The organism is Tumebacillus flagellatus (assembly GCF_000714935.1).
Lineage (GTDB): Bacteria > Bacillota > Bacilli > Tumebacillales > Tumebacillaceae > Tumebacillus > Tumebacillus flagellatus.
Genome location: NZ_JMIR01000005.1, coordinates 78,021 through 93,249, shown reverse-complemented (window position 1 = coordinate 93,249; position 15,229 = coordinate 78,021). Strand labels below are relative to the sequence as shown.

At 58.5% G+C, this 15,229-nt stretch carries 16 protein-coding genes; 4 read left to right on the top strand and 12 right to left on the bottom strand.

Translation table 11 applies throughout. The features are described from left to right. Positions 1–22 precede the first annotated feature (22 nt). On the top strand, positions 23–1,300 hold the full coding sequence (ylbJ, locus tag EL26_RS05390) for a sporulation integral membrane protein YlbJ (RefSeq protein WP_038085362.1): 1,278 nt from the start codon (positions 23–25) through the stop codon (positions 1,298–1,300). Between the two features lie 39 nt (positions 1,301–1,339). Here the strand turns inward: ylbJ and EL26_RS05385 are convergent, their stop codons facing one another. Next, entirely contained in the window at positions 1,340–2,140 is an 801-nt protein-coding gene (locus EL26_RS05385) for an undecaprenyl-diphosphate phosphatase (RefSeq protein WP_238546060.1), read from the bottom strand. 138 nt (positions 2,141–2,278) lie between these two features. Here EL26_RS05385 and EL26_RS05380 point away from each other — a divergent pair, with 138 nt between their 5' ends. Together EL26_RS05380 and EL26_RS05375 are read left to right on the top strand one after the other, a co-directional pair. Continuing rightward, positions 2,279–3,328, top strand: a complete 1,050-nt coding sequence (locus EL26_RS05380) for a YkvI family membrane protein (RefSeq protein WP_038085360.1) — start codon at positions 2,279–2,281, stop codon at positions 3,326–3,328. A gap of 59 nt (positions 3,329–3,387) precedes the next feature. Then, positions 3,388–3,990 carry a DedA family protein gene (locus EL26_RS05375; RefSeq protein ID WP_038085358.1) on the top strand — a complete coding sequence of 201 codons (603 nt, stop codon included), beginning with the start codon at positions 3,388–3,390 and terminating at the stop codon, positions 3,988–3,990. Positions 3,991–4,042: 52 nt separating this feature from the next. Here EL26_RS05375 and EL26_RS23475 read toward each other — a convergent pair whose 3' ends face one another. Next, positions 4,043–5,008: a CPBP family intramembrane glutamic endopeptidase gene (locus EL26_RS23475; protein WP_052036023.1), complete on the bottom strand. Its 966-nt coding sequence runs from the start codon at positions 5,006–5,008 to the stop codon at positions 4,043–4,045. 81 nt (positions 5,009–5,089) lie between these two features. Here EL26_RS23475 and EL26_RS05365 point away from each other — a divergent pair, with 81 nt between their 5' ends. Continuing rightward, a complete protein-coding gene (locus EL26_RS05365; protein WP_081856994.1) occupies positions 5,090–5,995 on the top strand; it encodes a YitT family protein in 906 nt (301 codons plus the stop codon). Positions 5,996–6,011: 16 nt separating this feature from the next. Here the strand turns inward: EL26_RS05365 and EL26_RS05360 are convergent, their stop codons facing one another. The 10 genes from EL26_RS05360 to EL26_RS05320 all read right to left on the bottom strand — a co-directional run bounded on the left by EL26_RS05360 (position 6,012) and on the right by EL26_RS05320 (position 15,126). Beyond that, positions 6,012–6,812, bottom strand: a complete 801-nt coding sequence (locus EL26_RS05360; protein ID WP_038085356.1) for a sporulation protein YpjB — start codon at positions 6,810–6,812, stop codon at positions 6,012–6,014. 53 nt (positions 6,813–6,865) lie between these two features. Further along, entirely contained in the window at positions 6,866–7,450 is a 585-nt protein-coding gene (locus tag EL26_RS05355) for a DUF1405 domain-containing protein (RefSeq protein WP_052036022.1), read from the bottom strand. An 80-nt stretch (positions 7,451–7,530) separates the two neighbouring features. Further along, positions 7,531–8,292 carry a menaquinol-cytochrome c reductase cytochrome b/c subunit gene (locus EL26_RS05350; RefSeq protein WP_038085355.1) on the bottom strand — a complete coding sequence of 254 codons (762 nt, stop codon included), beginning with the start codon at positions 8,290–8,292 and terminating at the stop codon, positions 7,531–7,533. A gap of 59 nt (positions 8,293–8,351) precedes the next feature. Beyond that, positions 8,352–9,023, bottom strand: coding sequence for a menaquinol-cytochrome c reductase cytochrome b subunit (qcrB, locus tag EL26_RS05345; RefSeq protein ID WP_038085353.1), 672 nt, complete (start codon positions 9,021–9,023; stop codon positions 8,352–8,354). Positions 9,024–9,047: 24 nt separating this feature from the next. After that, on the bottom strand, positions 9,048–9,587 hold the full coding sequence (locus EL26_RS05340) for a ubiquinol-cytochrome c reductase iron-sulfur subunit (RefSeq protein WP_038085351.1): 540 nt from the start codon (positions 9,585–9,587) through the stop codon (positions 9,048–9,050). 214 nt (positions 9,588–9,801) lie between these two features. Continuing rightward, entirely contained in the window at positions 9,802–10,515 is a 714-nt protein-coding gene (locus EL26_RS05335; protein WP_038085348.1) for a creatininase family protein, read from the bottom strand. Between the two features lie 221 nt (positions 10,516–10,736). Continuing rightward, the gene (locus tag EL26_RS26420) at positions 10,737–10,868 is read right to left on the bottom strand and encodes a hypothetical protein (protein ID WP_274518870.1); all 132 of its coding nucleotides are present in this window, start codon (positions 10,866–10,868) and stop codon (positions 10,737–10,739) included. Between the two features lie 133 nt (positions 10,869–11,001). Continuing rightward, positions 11,002–11,553: a ReoY family proteolytic degradation factor gene (locus EL26_RS05330; protein ID WP_038085347.1), complete on the bottom strand. Its 552-nt coding sequence runs from the start codon at positions 11,551–11,553 to the stop codon at positions 11,002–11,004. A gap of 319 nt (positions 11,554–11,872) precedes the next feature. After that, on the bottom strand, positions 11,873–13,459 hold the full coding sequence (locus EL26_RS05325) for a helicase-associated domain-containing protein (protein WP_038085346.1): 1,587 nt from the start codon (positions 13,457–13,459) through the stop codon (positions 11,873–11,875). Next, entirely contained in the window at positions 13,456–15,126 is a 1,671-nt protein-coding gene (locus tag EL26_RS05320; protein WP_038085345.1) for a DNA repair helicase XPB, read from the bottom strand. The genes EL26_RS05325 and EL26_RS05320 overlap by 4 nt, the downstream gene beginning before the upstream one ends. Positions 15,127–15,229 lie beyond the last annotated feature (103 nt).

Sequence of the window (15,229 nt, the reverse complement as noted above, 5' to 3'; positions counted from 1 at the left end):
TGCAAAGGAGCTGAGGCAACCGGTGTCCACAGAACCTACGCGTGCGGCCAAGAAATACTCAACGTCGCTTCTGGCGCTGGTGGTGGTCTGTTTGACGGTCGCTTTGGTCCTGTACCCGGAGGAAGGGTATCGGGCCGGGCTGTCCGGAATGAAGTTGTTTTGGGATTCGGTGTTTCCGTCGTTGCTGCCGTTTCTGATCTTGGTCGAGTTGTTGCTCGGCACCGGCGTCATGCAAGGCATCGGCGTGCTCTTGGAGCCGTTGATGCGCCTGTTGTTCGGGGTGCCGGGCGCGGGCGCTTTCTCCCTGTCGCTCGGCGTGGCGGCGGGCTACCCGATGAACGCGGTGGTCACGGGCAAGTTTCGCAAAAACAAACTGCTCTCCCGCATCGAAGGAGAGCGGTTGCTCGCCCTCTCCTCCGCCGCCGACCCGCTGTTTCTCGTCGGGACGATCGCCGTGGGGCTGCTGCACTCCCCGCAGCTCGGCCTCTTGCTCGCCCTCGCCCACTACGGCGCGGCGCTGCTCGTCGGGTTCCTGTTCAAGTTCCACGGGCGCGCCGAAGAAGCGATGAGATCAGAAAAAACACAACGCCCGCCCCAGGTCAACATCTTCCGCCGCGCCTACCGCGAGATGGTGCGCGTGCGTCACGAAGACGGGCGTACGCTTGGCAAACTGCTCGGCGATGCGGTCAACGAATCGATCAAAATCTCGCTGATGATCCTCGGATTCATTATGTTTTTTGCGGTGCTGTATAAGCTTCTGCTCAACACCGGCGTGCTGACGTTGCTCGCTGTGCCGCTGCAAGGGCTGTTTCAGTTGCTCGGGCTGGACGTCTCCCTGCTCCAGCCGCTCCTCGCCGGGCTGTTTGAAGTCGATCTCGGCGCGTCCGCCGTCGCCGCCGCTCATGCGCCGCTGGCGGCAAAAGCGGTCGTGGTGATGTTCATCACGGGCTGGGCGGGGATTTCCGTGCACGCGCAGGTCGCGTCGCTGATCGTCGGCACCGACTTGCGGATGGGGCCGTATCTGATTTCGCGCCTCTTGCACGCCCTGTTCGCGTCCGTCCTCGCCGTGGTGCTTTGGAACATGGGCTGGGGTCAGCAAGCCGCGCCGGTGATGGCAAACGTCCAAGCGGCGGTGTCCGCGGCGGGCTCTTCCGGCCAACATTGGGATTTGGCGTACCTGCTCGTGAAAAATTGGTTCCTGCTGTTTGGCGGCGTCGTCGTGCTGTCGCTGGTGGTGCATTTCCTCCGCTCGGCGCGCGTGGTGGCGTGGAGCACGAAGAAAAAGCCTTGGTTCCGTTGAGAACCAGGGCTTTTTTTCTCGTGATTTTTTCGACTTGTGCTAGAAGTGGAAGAACGTTTGCGTGAACAGTTGGTCGAGGAGGATCAGCCCGCCCAACACCCAGACGTACCAAGCGAACATGCGCATGCCCTTGCTGATGATCAGGCGGATCATGTACTTGATCGCGAAATAGCCGGCGACCGCCGCCGCGAGCATGCCGAGGAGTTCTTTCACGCCGAACGTGCCGGCGTTTGCCGCTTCGCCGGTCACGATGTCTTTGAGCTCCAGCACGTTCGCGCCGAGGATGACCGGTATCGACAGCAAGAACGAGTACTTCGCCGCAAACTCGCGGTCGAGCCCCCGAAACAGCGCCCCCATGATCGTGAGGCCGGAGCGGGAGATCGCCGGGAGAATCGCCGCGCCTTGGAGCGTGCCGACCAGCAGCGCGTCGCCGTAGCCCATCTCGCGCACGCCCTTTGTCCCACGGCGCGCCGAATCCGCCCACCAGATGATCACGCCGGTGATGACGAACTCCGCACCGAGCGTGGCCCCGGACGAGAACAGCTCGTCAAACAAGTCTTGGAACAAAAACCCGATAACCGCCGTGGGAATCGCGCCGACGACGATCAAGCGGGCGAATTTGCCAAACGGATTGCGCAACATGTCCACGATGTCGCGCCAGTATACGGCGAACACGGCGATGAGCGTGCCGAAGTGCAGCAGCACGTCGAACGTCAGCGCCCCTTCTTCCAAGCCGAACAAGCGCTGGAAGAGCACCAAGTGCCCGGAACTGGAGATCGGCAAGAATTCGGTCAAACCCTGTACGATCCCTAGAAAGATCGCCTCCAAGAGAGACAACAGCATCTCCTCCTTCATCTCGTATGCCACCGCTAGCAGTATACGACTCTCAATCTTTCAAATAGTACGGTTTTTTCGTTTGTGAGAGGGACATGTTTCAGCCTCGTCCCGAATATGGTTCCTCTGAGGGAGGGAATGGCTATGACACGAACCGAATTGCGCTTGGCGTTGCAGATCGCCTTCACCTACATCGGAACGGTGGTCGGCGCCGGGTTTGCCTCCGGGCAAGAAATATTGCAGTTTTTTACGATGCTCGGGCCGTATGCGTATCCGGGCATTCTGCTGGCCGTGTTCCTGTTTGGCTGGATCGGGATCAAGATCCTGCTCTTGGGACGAAAGCTGGAAGCCGAGTCCTACCGCGAGTTGACCGCGTATCTGTTCGGGCCGAGAATCGCCGGCACCATCGACACGTTCATGATGGTGATGCTGTTTTTCGTGACGGTGGCGATGCTGGCCGGCGTCGGCGCGCTGTTTGAAGAGCAGTTGCGGATCTCCTTCCAGATCGGCGTGCTGCTGACGATGGTGCTGACGTTCCTGACGATTCTGCGCGGGATGAAAGGCATCATGCTCGCCAACTCCATCATCGTCCCGATCATGCTGGCGGTGACGTTGACGATCTTTGCGAAAAGCTTTCTGCAAAGCGACCATCTGCCGAACCTGCACACGATCCAAAACGTGGCTCCGTGGCGCTGGATCACGTCCGCCATCTCGTACGCCGCGCTGAACTTGGGGCTCGCCGTCTCCGTGCTGGTGCCGCTGGGCGGCGAGATCAAAAGCGCGCGGGCGCTGAAGATCGGCGGTCTGCTCGGCGCGGCGGGGCTCGGGTTGATGCTGTTGGGCGCGCAGTATGCGATGTCCACGCGGCTGCCGGGCATCTTGGAGTTTGAAGTGCCGATGGGGTTCCTCGCCTCGACGTTCAACCCGCTGATGAAGGCGCTGTTCACGGTGGCGTTGTTTGGAGAAATCTACTCCACGCTGATCGCCAACGTCTACGGCTTGGGCTCGCAGCTCGCGTCGCCGCGCCGTCCGGTACAGGGCTACTTGGTGACGATCTTGATCTTGACGGCGGCGTTCTTCGTGGCGCAGGTCGGGTTTTCCAACATCGTGCAGTACCTCTACCCGATCTTCGGCAACTTGAGCTTCCTCCTCTTGCTCGTGCTGCTCTGGCCGCGCCGCAAGCTGAAAAACTAGCGAACGCGGACTGGATGTGATATTCTAGTTTTGGAAGCGTCTGGGTTGAGGAGGATTTCATGGTCAAGGAACTCGTCTTGGACTTTGTAACAAACTACGGATACTACGGACTTTTTCTCTCGCTCATACTCGGCATAGTCGGACTTCCGATTCCGGACGAAATTCTTATGACCTACTGCGGGTACCTCGTTTCCCAGTCGGTGCTGAACTACTGGATCACGCTCCTGACCGCGCTGCTGGGCAGCGTGGCGGGGATTTCGATCTCGTACGGCATGGGGCGGCGGTTTGGATCGCCGCTCGTGGTGAAGTACGGCCGCCGGTTCGGCATCACCGAAGCGCGGCTTGGCATCGTCAACAACTGGTACGCCCGCTTCGGCAAAGTCGTGTTGGTCATCGGCTACTTCATCCCCGGCATCCGCCACGTCACGGCGTTTGCGGCCGGGATTTCCCGCATGCGCTTCTCGTCCTTCGCGCTGTTTGCGTACTTGGGCGCGCTGATCTGGACGTTCACGTTCATCACGATCGGCAAAGCGCTCGGCGTGCACTGGGCGCAGGTCACGGAGATGTCCCACCAGATGGTGCTCTGGGTCGTCGTGCTGCTCGTCGTCCTCGGCGCGGCGTACGCGATCTACAAATGGCGCAAACGAAACCTGCAACGATAAGCAAAAGACCTTCTGCCTCGGCGGCGAAGGTCTTTTTTCTTGTACTTTTTTCTTATAAGAGATCGATCAGACTCGCGTAGAAGTTGTTCAACGCGTGCAGCCAGATCGGAGCCCACAGCGAGTCGGAAACCCGTCGCAGGACGGCAAGCAAAATCCCCATGACGAAGATCGGGAGAAACAGCACCACATCGGCGTGCAGAAGCGCAAACAGCAAGGACGAGAGCAGAACTCCTGCGAGGTTGCCCCATTTCGCCGTGACCGTCGATTGCACGAGACCGCGAAACAGCATCTCTTCACCGAGCGGCGCGATCACCGACGTGGCGAGCAGCGGCAAGAGTTTGAGCAGGAAGCTCCCTTGCCACCACGCGTTCTGCAACTCGCTTGTGATCCGCTGCTCCCGGTAGGAATCGGTGTTCACGCCCAGCCAAGAGCCAAGCGATCCCGTGATCAGCGTCACCGCGTAGAGGGTGATCAGAAACACCAGCACATAGCCCGCGATCTTCCACGACAACACCGGACGTTTCAGCCCGATTTCGTGCAGGTGGCGGCGGAAGTAGTACGGCACGATCACGACCGCCGCGATCTGCATCGAGACGCTGCCAAGCGACGCGAGCCCCGCGTTGTGCCGCCAACTGCTCGGGATCAAGGCAAACAGTCCGAAATAATACGCGTACATCCCGCCGAAGAACAACAGCCCCACCCAGCCCAGCGCCAAACAGAGGTGCCGCCAGCCGAGGCGGCTGTGTTCCAACGTCGGTGTGCGGCCGCCTCCCCCGTACCGCCGCACGAGATAGCCCGCGGCAAACGTCAACAACCCCGCCGACACGAGAAAAAACGAAAGCAGACTCCAGATGCGGGAGACGCCGGACGGGTCGGAGAGGACCTGCCAGTTGCCGTTCGCATCATGGCGGATCGACAGGGATTGGAGCGTCATCAAGACGTCTTGGAGGTAGCCCCCGCACAACAGCACAGCGCCGGTCAGTTGCACCCGGCGCGCCCGCATCCCTTTGACACTCATGAAGGGTTCCCCCCTTTTCCCCTCTTGCATTTGTCGAAAACTCTAAGGTACACTAAGGAAAAACCTTGAAAGGACCACCCTATGCTGCTTCAACGCGACAACCGCACACAACGAGCCGTCCTTTCGCTTCTCGGCATCCTCGCCGGCAGCTTTCTGTACACGTTTGGCTTGAACAATTTCATCATCGCCAACCGCCTCGCCGAGGGCGGATTTGTCGGAGTCTCGCTCTTGGGGATCTACCTGTACAACATCCCGCTCTCGGTGTCGTTTCTGGTGTTGAACATTCCCTTGCTGTTCTTGGGCTGGTACCGCTTCGGCCGCACGTTTATCTTGAAAACGGTCATCGGCGTCGTCGGTGTCTCCGTGATGTCGGAGTTCACGATGGACTTGTTCCACATGGGCGTGCAAGACAAACTGCTGGCGTCGCTGTACGGCGGCGTGTTCTCCGGGATCGGCCTTGGCATCATCTTCCGCTTTGGCGGCACGACCGGCGGCGCCGACATCATCGCCCGCTACGTCAATCAAAAGTTTGGCTGGAGCATGGGCCGCACGATGTTTGCCATCGACGTCATCGTCATCACGTCCACGGCGTTCATCGTCGGCAAGGACGCCGCGATGTACTCGCTGGTGGCGCTCTTCGTCTCCGCCCGCGTCATCGACGTCGTCAACGAGGGCGTTTCCAACTCGCGGGCGATGTTCATCATCTCCGACGAGACGCAGAAGATCGCCGACATGATTCAGACCGAACTGGAGCGCGGCACGACGCTTTTGCACGGCGTGGGCGGCTACACGGGGCGCGACAAGCAAGTGCTCTACGTCGTCGTCTCGCGGGACGAGATCTCCCGCGTGCAAGAGATGTGCCGCACCGTCGACCCGCACGCGTTCCTCGTCGTCAACGAAGTGCACGACGTGCTCGGCGAAGGGTTCAACCCGCTCAAACAGCCCGGCAAGAAACTCAACTTGAAATTCGAAAAAACGAAAAACTAGGAGACCGACGGGTTTCCTAGTTTTTCTTTTTCCGCCACACGCGCCACCCGGCGAAGCAGAGCAGTCCGCCGCAGACGGTGCCGTACGTGCCCGGCCCCACGGTCAGATGAAAGACCGGCAGCAGCGGCGGGTCGTCGACCGCGCGGATTCCGGCAGTCAGCTTGCCAAGCGAGCCCTTGTAGTGGCCGAGCGCGTCGAGCACGCCCTGTTTGTCGGTTGGGGTCTCGCCTTGCAATTGCGAGTCGAGGAAGCGAAACGCCGACTGTTGCGTTTGCAGCTCCGTCGGGTCGCCGTGCAGCGCGAGCGCCAACGCGATTTGGTCGCGCTCGTTGCGGAACTTTTGGAACACCGCTTTGGCGGTCTTGTAGTCCCCTTTGGCGACCGCGTCGATCATCTTGTCGAGGTTGTTCTCCATCGAGCGCGCCACCGGCAACCACGTCGGCGATGTCGGGTACGCCAACGAGTCGAACGCGACGACGAGCCGGTGGATGCGAAACTCCGCCACCGCTTGCTCCGGACCTTTGACCGCGGCATACATCATCTTGAGCGCGATCAGCTCGTTCGTCACCGCTTGGACGCCTTCCACCTTCTGCACGATCTTGCTCGTGTCGAGGCGGGTGTACATGTCGGAGAGCACGTCGAGTTCCGGCAGCACGGCGGGTTGGTTTTCGCCGCTCTTGATCATGTTCTCGACTTTGACGGCCTCTTGATACAGCGTGATCGGGTGCACCAGCGCCGTGACCGCCCCGGCGCGCGGTGCCAACAGGCCAACCACCAGCAAGCACAAGCAAATTGCCCATGTGAGTCTTCGCACCATAAAAAAATCGCCTCCACCATCAAAATATGGGTGGAAGCGATACTTTAGACATGCTATTTCGAACGAGCTCTCTCGCGGCGCAGGAACGCCGTAAACGTCAGCACCAGCAAGGAAAGCACCGGTGTCCAGAACTGGATGTACGCCGTGAAGCGCTCATCTTGCAGCCACGGATGGATCGTGTACACATAGTCCACAAAATCGTTGAACAACAGCCAGCAAGCGCCGATCCACAGCACGCGATTGTCGAACTTGTAGTTGAAGTTGTAGAGCACCACTTCCACCGCCATCGCGCCGTGTGAAATCATCAGCATCAGGTCGGTGGCGTCGACCCTCCCGTTGGCGTTCCAGTACGTGATGATCACGCCGACCGCCCAGATGCCGTACTTGAGGTTGGTGACCATCGAGAGCATCTCCAGCACTTTGGAGCGCTTGCCGAGCAGCCACAGCAACACGACGATCGTGAACAAGGAACTCGACGTCGGAGAGTCCGGGACGAAAAAGTTCCAATACCACTCCGTGTGCGCCATCTGGTTGCCGTACCAGTAGAAGCCGTAGATCGAACCAAGGAAGTTAAACAGGAACAACAGCCACAGAAACGACCGGCTCAGCAAGTAGTGTTTGAGCAAGGACCAATTCAAAACAAGACACCCGCTTCCCAGAATGTGAGGACTCAGTATGTAGAAGAAAACCGACCTCGGGCGAGGTCGGTCGGTCTTGCTTATTTTTGTTTTTGCTTCGCGAGCCAAGCGGCAACTTGCTTGACTTGGTCGTCGCTCGCCAGACCGCCTTTGGGCGGCATGTTCGGCGGGAAGCCTTTGGTGATGGTGTCGACGAGTTTTGCTTCGTCGTACTTGTTCCCCACACCGATGAGGAACGGACCGATCTGACCTTTCAGGTCGGCGCCGTGGCAACCTGCGCAAGAAGTCGCAAAAATCTTCGCGCCGGGGTCGTTGGCATCGACGAGTGTCGTGTCAGCCGGCATCGCAGATTGGTCGACTTTCTTCGGTTGGGAAGCCAAGTGCTCCTCATGTTGCACGTGCGCTTCGTAAGTCATCCAGATCATGAGCAACAGCGAGAGAACCATCGCGGAGGTCGCAACCGGACGTTTGAACGGGTGACGCACTTTGGAGTTGTCAAGCCACGGAGCGAGGATCAAGAGCGTAGCCGCGATCCCCGGGAGGATGACAGAACCGAGCCAGATAACGGAGCCCGGGAAGTATTTCAGAAGTTGGTACAGGAAGAGGAAGTACCAGTCCGGCATCGGGGTGTAGCTGCTGTCGGACGGATTCGCCACGTCGGTCAATTCAACCGGGTTGAAGACGATCCACAGCATGAATGCGACCAGGAACAGCGCACCGACGATCCATTCTTTCAGAAGAAAGTTCGGGAAGAACGGTTCCGTTCCGATCGGTTTGTTTTTATCTTTTTCCTTGAAACGCGGGGTCCCAGGAATACGTTCGCGAAAATGATCGTGTGCCATTCTCTAGGCTACCTCCTTCTCTGTGCATTGTTGAGCTTCTATTGCCATCATCGAAGATCTTACAGCGGACCAGCGATACCTTGTTTCCGGATCATGATGAAGTGCAAGCCCAACAGGCCGAGAAGACCAGCCGGCAGGAAGAACACGTGAATCGCGAAGAAGCGGGTCAGCGTCAGCGCGCCGAGCACGTCGCCGCCGATCAGGACGGTTTTGATATACTTCCCGATCCACGGAACGGACTCTGCGATTTGCGCGCCGACCGCGGTCGCCCAATACGCTTTTTGGTCCCACGGCAAGAGATAGCCGGTGAAGCCGAAGCCCATGACGACGAAGAAGATCAAAACGCCAACAACCCAGTTCATCTCGCGCGGTGCCTTGTAAGAACCGGTGAAGAAGACCCGGAGCATATGGAGGAACATCATGATAATGACCAAACTTGCTCCCCAGAAGTGCATGCCGCGAACGATTTGTCCGAGCAAGACTTCGTCGGTGATGTACTGAACAGAACGGTAAGCGTTTACGATATCAGGCACATAATACATCGCCAAGAACATCCCGGAGAGGATCTGCGTGACGATAATCAAGAAAGTCAGGCCGCCGAAGCAGTAGACGAACGCCGACATCTTGTTCGCAGGGTTGACGTGTGCAGGAACGTCGTGGTCTGCGATGTCACGCCAGATCGGCGTGATCCCAAGCCTTTCGTCGATCCAGTCATACGTTTTCTTGAACATTTGTTAGTCTCACCTACTTCCCTTTTACGCTTTGCGTTGCGAGATTGCGCCGAGCATGATCTTGCCGCCCTCGACCTTGACTTCATACAAGTCGAGCGGACGTTGCGGCGGCTTGGCTTTGTCGTTGATCCCGTAAATGGTATAACGACCGCCGTGGCACGGGCAATGGAACCACCACTCGCCGTCTTCAGACGGTTTCGGGTTGCCGTTGCCATCGACAGTACCCGCTACTTGGCAACCCAAGTGGGTGCAGATCGGGGACATCGCCATAATCTTGCCGGACTCGTCCTTGATCAGCCACGCGCGCATCTTGACGTTCTCTTCAATCCACCCATCCTTGCGGTGTACTTTGAAGTCAACCATCGTCGGGAAGTCGCTTTTGACATCGCTTTCCTTCAGACCGCTGTCAGCAAAGCCCCCGCCGGAGGTGCGGGTAAGCGGGTCAATAGCAAACGGTACCAGCGGAGCTGCGATAGTCGCTGCCATGAACGCGCCAGTGCCACCAAGTGCGTAGGAAAGGAACTGACGGCGGGAGAGCCCCTGTTTGCCATTCTTGTCACTCATTGTCCATCTAACCTCCCTACCATAGAAAAAATCGTACCGGCCAAAAATTTCCACACCAAAACTTGCTCATCCGCGTCATTTCCTGCAAATTCGACAGATAAAATGGTAGGTAAATCCTGACCCGTGCATCTCGTTTCAATCATACTGTCTGCCTTTTATAGTGTCAAGCAAGGGGTCGTTCAATTTTTCTGTTATCGAGAAATGTCACAAAAAATTAAGAGTTGTGAGTCCAAAGCCCCGTGATTTCTTGGACAAGTCGGTTCCCGATCAGTTCAAACAGCTGCTCTCCCTTCTCCACAGACGCCGATTTCGGGTCTCCGGAGTACGCGTTCGGGTACAGCTCCCGGCCCATGTTCTGCGAGCGGACGCGGCCGAATTCCGGATTGGACGGCGCTCCGGCGAGTTCCAGATCGACAGACGACGCGTCGACCGCCATCGCCAGCGACGTTTCGTCTTCTCCGGCGTGACCGACGCCCGGCGTGATCGTTTTGATCTCTTCGCGGTAGTCGATCCAATAGTTGCTGACCAAGACGCGCAGTCCTTCTTCGGCGAGTTTCGTCGCCGCCTCGTTCAGCGCGGTGTTGTTGCCGCCGTGACCGTTGAGGAGCACGACGTTTTTGATGCCCCAGCGCGCAAACGACGAGACGACCGCGTGCACGTAATCGGCAAAGATCCGGCTCGGCACGTCGATGGAGCCCGGGAAGTCGCGCAGATGCCACGTGTTGCCGTACGGAATCTCCGGAGCCGTCCAGACTCGACCGCTCAAGTTGCGCTCGATGAAGTCGGCCAGTTTCTTGGGAATCAACACATCGGTGCCCAGCGGCGCGTGCGGCCCGTGCGCTTCGATCGTTCCGATCGGCAGCACCAGCGTGTCGATGTAGGGCGAGTACTCTTCGAACTTGTTCATATGTACGTGCGTGAGACGCATGTTTCTCCCCCTCCTTTCCAAGGATGCTTCTCGTGGCTGCGCAGAAGGAGCCACTATACACCATGATTCTACTCGTTTGGAAACTTTTCTTCCAGTGCATAACTCTCATTGAAAACGGCAATTTTTTGAACGTTCTCATAAAAAAGCCCCCGCCGCTCTCGGGAAGAGCAACAGGGGGACGCAAGGTTTGGGAGAATTGCTTCGAAAGTACGGGTCGAACGTTAGTTGCCGCGCGCCATGTACTTCGACGGACCACCGTCCGCCGCGACGTGGGAGACCGACGCGGTGGACGCGCCGCCGATCACGATGATGCCCAGCGCAACAGCCAGAGCGAGTTTGAGGTTGCGTTTCATAAGTGATTCCTCCTTGAAGGTGTGATGTGCTTTCCTTGATTTGATCATACTTCACGGACCCGTTGCGCTCTCTGCAGTCGTTGCGCTCCGGACACCGCAATTTTTGCAGACCCAAACAAAAAGAACCGGGCGCCTAAGCACCCGGTTCCAGCACGGTCTTCAGTTCAGAAGTCAATTCCAAAAACGCCGCTTGATCGCCGTTCGCCAGCGCTTGGTCGATGCGCTCGTACAGGGAGTTCAAACGGTACTGCTTGAACGCGTGGTCGAGGATCAGCTCCGCTTGCAGCGAGACCAGCGCGTCGATCGTTTCTTTGGTGTCATCCATCGGGTTGCGTTCGAGGACGGCCGCATATTCCGGGGAGACGGTGCGCTCTTTGAAGAAGAGGCCGATATATATGTCTTCGTTCGGATTGTTGTGAATGTCGAGGAAGGCTTTCTCCACATCGGACGTGACGCGTTTGTTCTTATAGAACTTGAAGGGCGTCATCTGAACGCACTTGGTCGAGATCAAAATCGTTTTCGGCAGGTTGCGGAAGTTATCGATGAAGTGGACTTTTTCGAGCAGTTGATCCGAGGAAGCAATATATTGGAGGAGCCACTCTGCCTCACGGTTTTGCAGGTCGTATTTTTCGAGGAACCACTTGATGAACGTCTTCTTCTCAGCAATTGTAATTACTTCTCCCATTTGCGTTCCCTCCTTCACTTCACTCTACAATTCGCACTGTACTCTCACTTAAGTTCTTTGCCGGCAACACTTTCATGAATGTTTCGACTATTTCTCACTTACTCCATTCTATTCGGCACCCGCACTCATTTTCCTCTATTTCTATAAATTTTCTGAAATTGGACGATTGCCTAGAGTGACAAGTTCTCCGACACGGGTGAGATGTATTCCTATTGTATACACCTCCCTGTTTGTCTGTGAAGGGGGAATTAGAGGAAATGAAAAAGGACGATCCCGTTCGGCGAGATCGTCCTGTGTACGCTCGTTTCGTGATGTGCCGTCATTGCAAATCCGCTTGGTACCCCATCCGTCGCAAGATCTCCTGCAGCGGGCGCGCGCCGCGCTCGGCGATCAGGAATTGCGTGTCGCAGATGTCGGCGTGCAGGCTCGGCGCGATTTCCGGCATGGCTTTGAGGTCGGCGGCAATCGAAGCGTCTTGGCACGTCACCAGCACGGTGCGGTGCAGTTGCACGCGCTTGAACTCCGACTCCCACTGCCGGATCATCCGCTCGACGTTGCCCGGCACCATATCGGCCGTCTCCTCGCGCAGGAAATCGAGGATCGTCTCTGCCGTCCAGCCGTTGTCGAGGCAGCGGGCGATGCTCGATTTTGTGATCCGATGCACGCGCAAGGTGTCCACGCGGATCAGTTCGGTGACTTCCTCCAGCTCCCATGCGATGCGCTCCGCCCCTTGAATCGGCACGAGCAAGTCGAAATTCGGTTGCAGAATCAACGGAGTGCGCACCGCTTCCGCCGCTTGCGCTTCCGGCTCTTCGGCGAGGGTTTCTTCTTGGAGCAGCAATTCGCGGCCAATCGCCGTCACTTTGAGCACGGGAGACCCGTCGGCGAGCTGCCCGTGTGCGAGCAAGCCGAGGTGCACCAGCATGTTGTAGATGCGCCGCTCCATGACGGCAGGCGCTTTTTCATAATAGTAGTCTTGCACATAAGGCCGGATCAGTTCGCTGATCGAAGCGGCATACACCCACTCGTCGCGGGCGGCGCTGGCGATCAGATTTACGGTGCGGCGCAACTGCGGGATCGGGCGGCGGTAGAGCAGACGCCAATAGCGAAACAGGTCGGCGGCGCGCTCCCTCTCCGCAGACGCTTGCCAGGCGGCGGCTTTCGATCCGAGCACCAGCGCGCCCTCTGCCGTCTCCGCGATCAGTTCACGGGCGTAGCAGTAGTCATACAGCAGCGCAAACCGGTCCGGATAATCGTGAAACCGCCGTCCGAAGCCGAAGCGCCAGGAGACTTTGCCGAGCGTTTCTTCCTTAATTTCAAGCAACGAGAAGATCTCTTGCTGCTGGCGTTTCAAAATCGTGCCGTCCTTGGTGATCCGCACCTCATGGCGTTCCAGATAGTGGAGAAAAACCCCCGTGTCCCGCACCAGCGCCAAATTCTCGTCGCGGTAGACGATCGGCGTCTGCTCGGTGACGGAAACCCGTTGCTTCAACGATTGCGAGAGGCAGTCGCGAATCGTGCGGCGCAAGTCGTCAGGGATGAAGTAGCACTGCCGCCCGCCCTTGGCGTTCAAGCGGAACAGCCAGCCCTCGGCAAGCAAGCGGTTCATCCACTTCTGATCATGGCCTTCCTTCTTGGGCTGGATCGTGCGGCGGACGGTGGCGAGCACTTCCTCGCGGGAGAACTCTTGGCGGGTGTCGAGCATCAGTTGCGAGACCGCCTCGCGGTAGGGAGCTTCCTTGAGCCCGTCGAGCGCTTCGGCGATGAAAGAGCGGTTTTGAAAATGCGTGATGATCTCTTGCATCAGCGCGTTTTTGGAGCTTTTCGAGCAGTCAAACGAGTACGCGTCGGCGATCTTGCGCAGGGTTTCGATGTCGGACGAGTTCAAGCATTCGCTGAGTCTCATACGGGATGCACCTCCGGGGGCTTGTCCAAGTCTTCGGCGTCGAGCACGCGGTAGGCGTACCCTTGCTCGGTGAGAAAAAGCTGTCGATGGTTCGCCATCTCGCGGTCGACCGTGTCCCGCGTGACCAGCGTGTAAAAGTGCGACTCGCCTCCGTCCCCTTTCGGCCGGAGCAAACGCCCGATGCGCTGCGCCTCCTCTTGCCGGGAGCCGAACGCCCCGGAAATTTGGATCGCGACGTTGGCGTCGGGCAAGTCGATGGCGACGTTCGCGACTTTCGAGACGACGAGCACACGCAACGCTCCGTTGCGAAAGCTTTCAAACAGCCGTTCACGTTCGGCTGTCGGCGTCTTGCCTGTCAGCACGGGGGCGTTGAACCGCTCCCCGACTTCGCGCAGCTGTTCGAGATATTGCCCGATGATCAGCACGCGGTCGATTTGGTGGCGGGTCAGCAGATGTTGCAGCGCATCGAGTTTGCGCGGGTTAACGCTTGCGATGCGATACTTCTGTCGAACGCCCGCTTCCACGTACTTCTCGCGCCAGTCGCGGGACATCGGCACGCCGACTTCGTAACAGGTGGTCGGCGCGATGAAGCCGCCCCGCTCCATCTCCTTCCACGGCACGTCGTATTTTTTCGGACCGATCAGGGAAAAAACATCGCTTTCCGCCCCGTCTTCGCGCACGAGCGTCGCCGTGAGCCCGAGCCTTCGGGTCGATTGCACATCGGCGGTCAAGCGAAAGATCGGCGCGGGCAGCAAATGCACTTCGTCATAGACGATCAGCCCCCACGGCTCTTGGTTGAGGCGCTCAAAGTGCGGGTAGGTTTTCCCGCTGTGGTACGTCAACATCTGGTACGTGGTGATCGTGACGGGTTTGATGATTTTTTGCTCGGCGGTGTATTCGCCGACTTGGTCGTCTGCGAGATCGGTTTTGTCGAGCAGTTCGCGCCGCCATTGCCGGGCGGCGACGATGTTTGGCGTCAGCACGAGCGTGTGCGTTTTCGCCTGGGCCATCGCCGCGATGCCGACGACCGTCTTTCCCGCGCCGCACGGCAGCACGACGACACCGCTTCCCTCGGCGTGAAACGCGCGCACAGCTTCCTCTTGATAAGGGCGCAAGAGCAGCGCGCGGCCTTCGCGGGTTTTGGTGCGCAGACTGAGTTCGAGCGGCTTGCCTTCGACGAAGCCGATCAGGTCTTGTACGGGATAGCCGTGCTTGGCAAGCAGGCGCTTGAGCGGGCCGCGCGATTGCGATCGGACTTCGAGCACGTTGCGTTTGCGGCCTTGGAGGAATTCCTTGATGCCCCCCAGCTCGCGGATTTCGTCGAGCAGCGCGCGGTCGCCCTTGAGAACGTGGCAGCCGTCGCCGGGGACGAGTTGCAGCGAGCCGTACTTGTTCATCTCGGCGAGCACGTCCTGCTGCAACTGCAACGGAAGCGGATAGCGGCTGTGCGCATGCAGGAGCGTCAGCACTTCCTCCGGCGTGTGGCCGTTTGCCGCCGCGTTCCAGAGCGAGATCGGGCTGAGGCGATACGTATGAAAATGGTCCGGGCTTTTCAGGAGTTCAGCAAACCGCACCAAGTGATCGCGCAACTCCGGATAGTCCGGGTGCGCGGCTTCCACCAACAGAGTGCCGTCCGACTGGACGATCATCGCGTTGGGAATCGACATGGCAACCCCCTCCCCTTTCCATCCGCTTTTTTCTTAGTATGCGTGGAAGGTACTGGGCGGTATACGCGTCGAATTCAGAAGGCACTCTCGTTGTTTGGAGAAT

Bases quoted from the DNA above. Each gene is read 5' to 3' on its own strand.
- EL26_RS05380 (WP_038085360.1), top strand. From the start codon at position 2,279: ATGACACGAACCGAATTGCGCTTGGCGTTGCAGATCGCCTTCACCTAC.
- EL26_RS05375 (WP_038085358.1), top strand. From the start codon at position 3,388: ATGGTCAAGGAACTCGTCTTGGACTTTGTAACAAACTACGGATACTAC.
- EL26_RS23475 (WP_052036023.1), bottom strand. From the start codon at position 5,008: ATGAGTGTCAAAGGGATGCGGGCGCGCCGGGTGCAACTGACCGGCGCT.
- EL26_RS05365 (WP_081856994.1), top strand. From the start codon at position 5,090: ATGCTGCTTCAACGCGACAACCGCACACAACGAGCCGTCCTTTCGCTT.
- EL26_RS05360 (WP_038085356.1), bottom strand. From the start codon at position 6,812: ATGGTGCGAAGACTCACATGGGCAATTTGCTTGTGCTTGCTGGTGGTT.
- EL26_RS05350 (WP_038085355.1), bottom strand. From the start codon at position 8,292: ATGGCACACGATCATTTTCGCGAACGTATTCCTGGGACCCCGCGTTTC.
- qcrB (WP_038085353.1), bottom strand. From the start codon at position 9,023: ATGTTCAAGAAAACGTATGACTGGATCGACGAAAGGCTTGGGATCACG.
- EL26_RS05340 (WP_038085351.1), bottom strand. From the start codon at position 9,587: ATGAGTGACAAGAATGGCAAACAGGGGCTCTCCCGCCGTCAGTTCCTT.
- EL26_RS05335 (WP_038085348.1), bottom strand. From the start codon at position 10,515: ATGCGTCTCACGCACGTACATATGAACAAGTTCGAAGAGTACTCGCCC.
- EL26_RS26420 (WP_274518870.1), bottom strand. From the start codon at position 10,868: ATGAAACGCAACCTCAAACTCGCTCTGGCTGTTGCGCTGGGCATCATC.
- EL26_RS05330 (WP_038085347.1), bottom strand. From the start codon at position 11,553: ATGGGAGAAGTAATTACAATTGCTGAGAAGAAGACGTTCATCAAGTGG.
- EL26_RS05325 (WP_038085346.1), bottom strand. From the start codon at position 13,459: ATGAGACTCAGCGAATGCTTGAACTCGTCCGACATCGAAACCCTGCGC.
- EL26_RS05320 (WP_038085345.1), bottom strand. From the start codon at position 15,126: ATGTCGATTCCCAACGCGATGATCGTCCAGTCGGACGGCACTCTGTTG.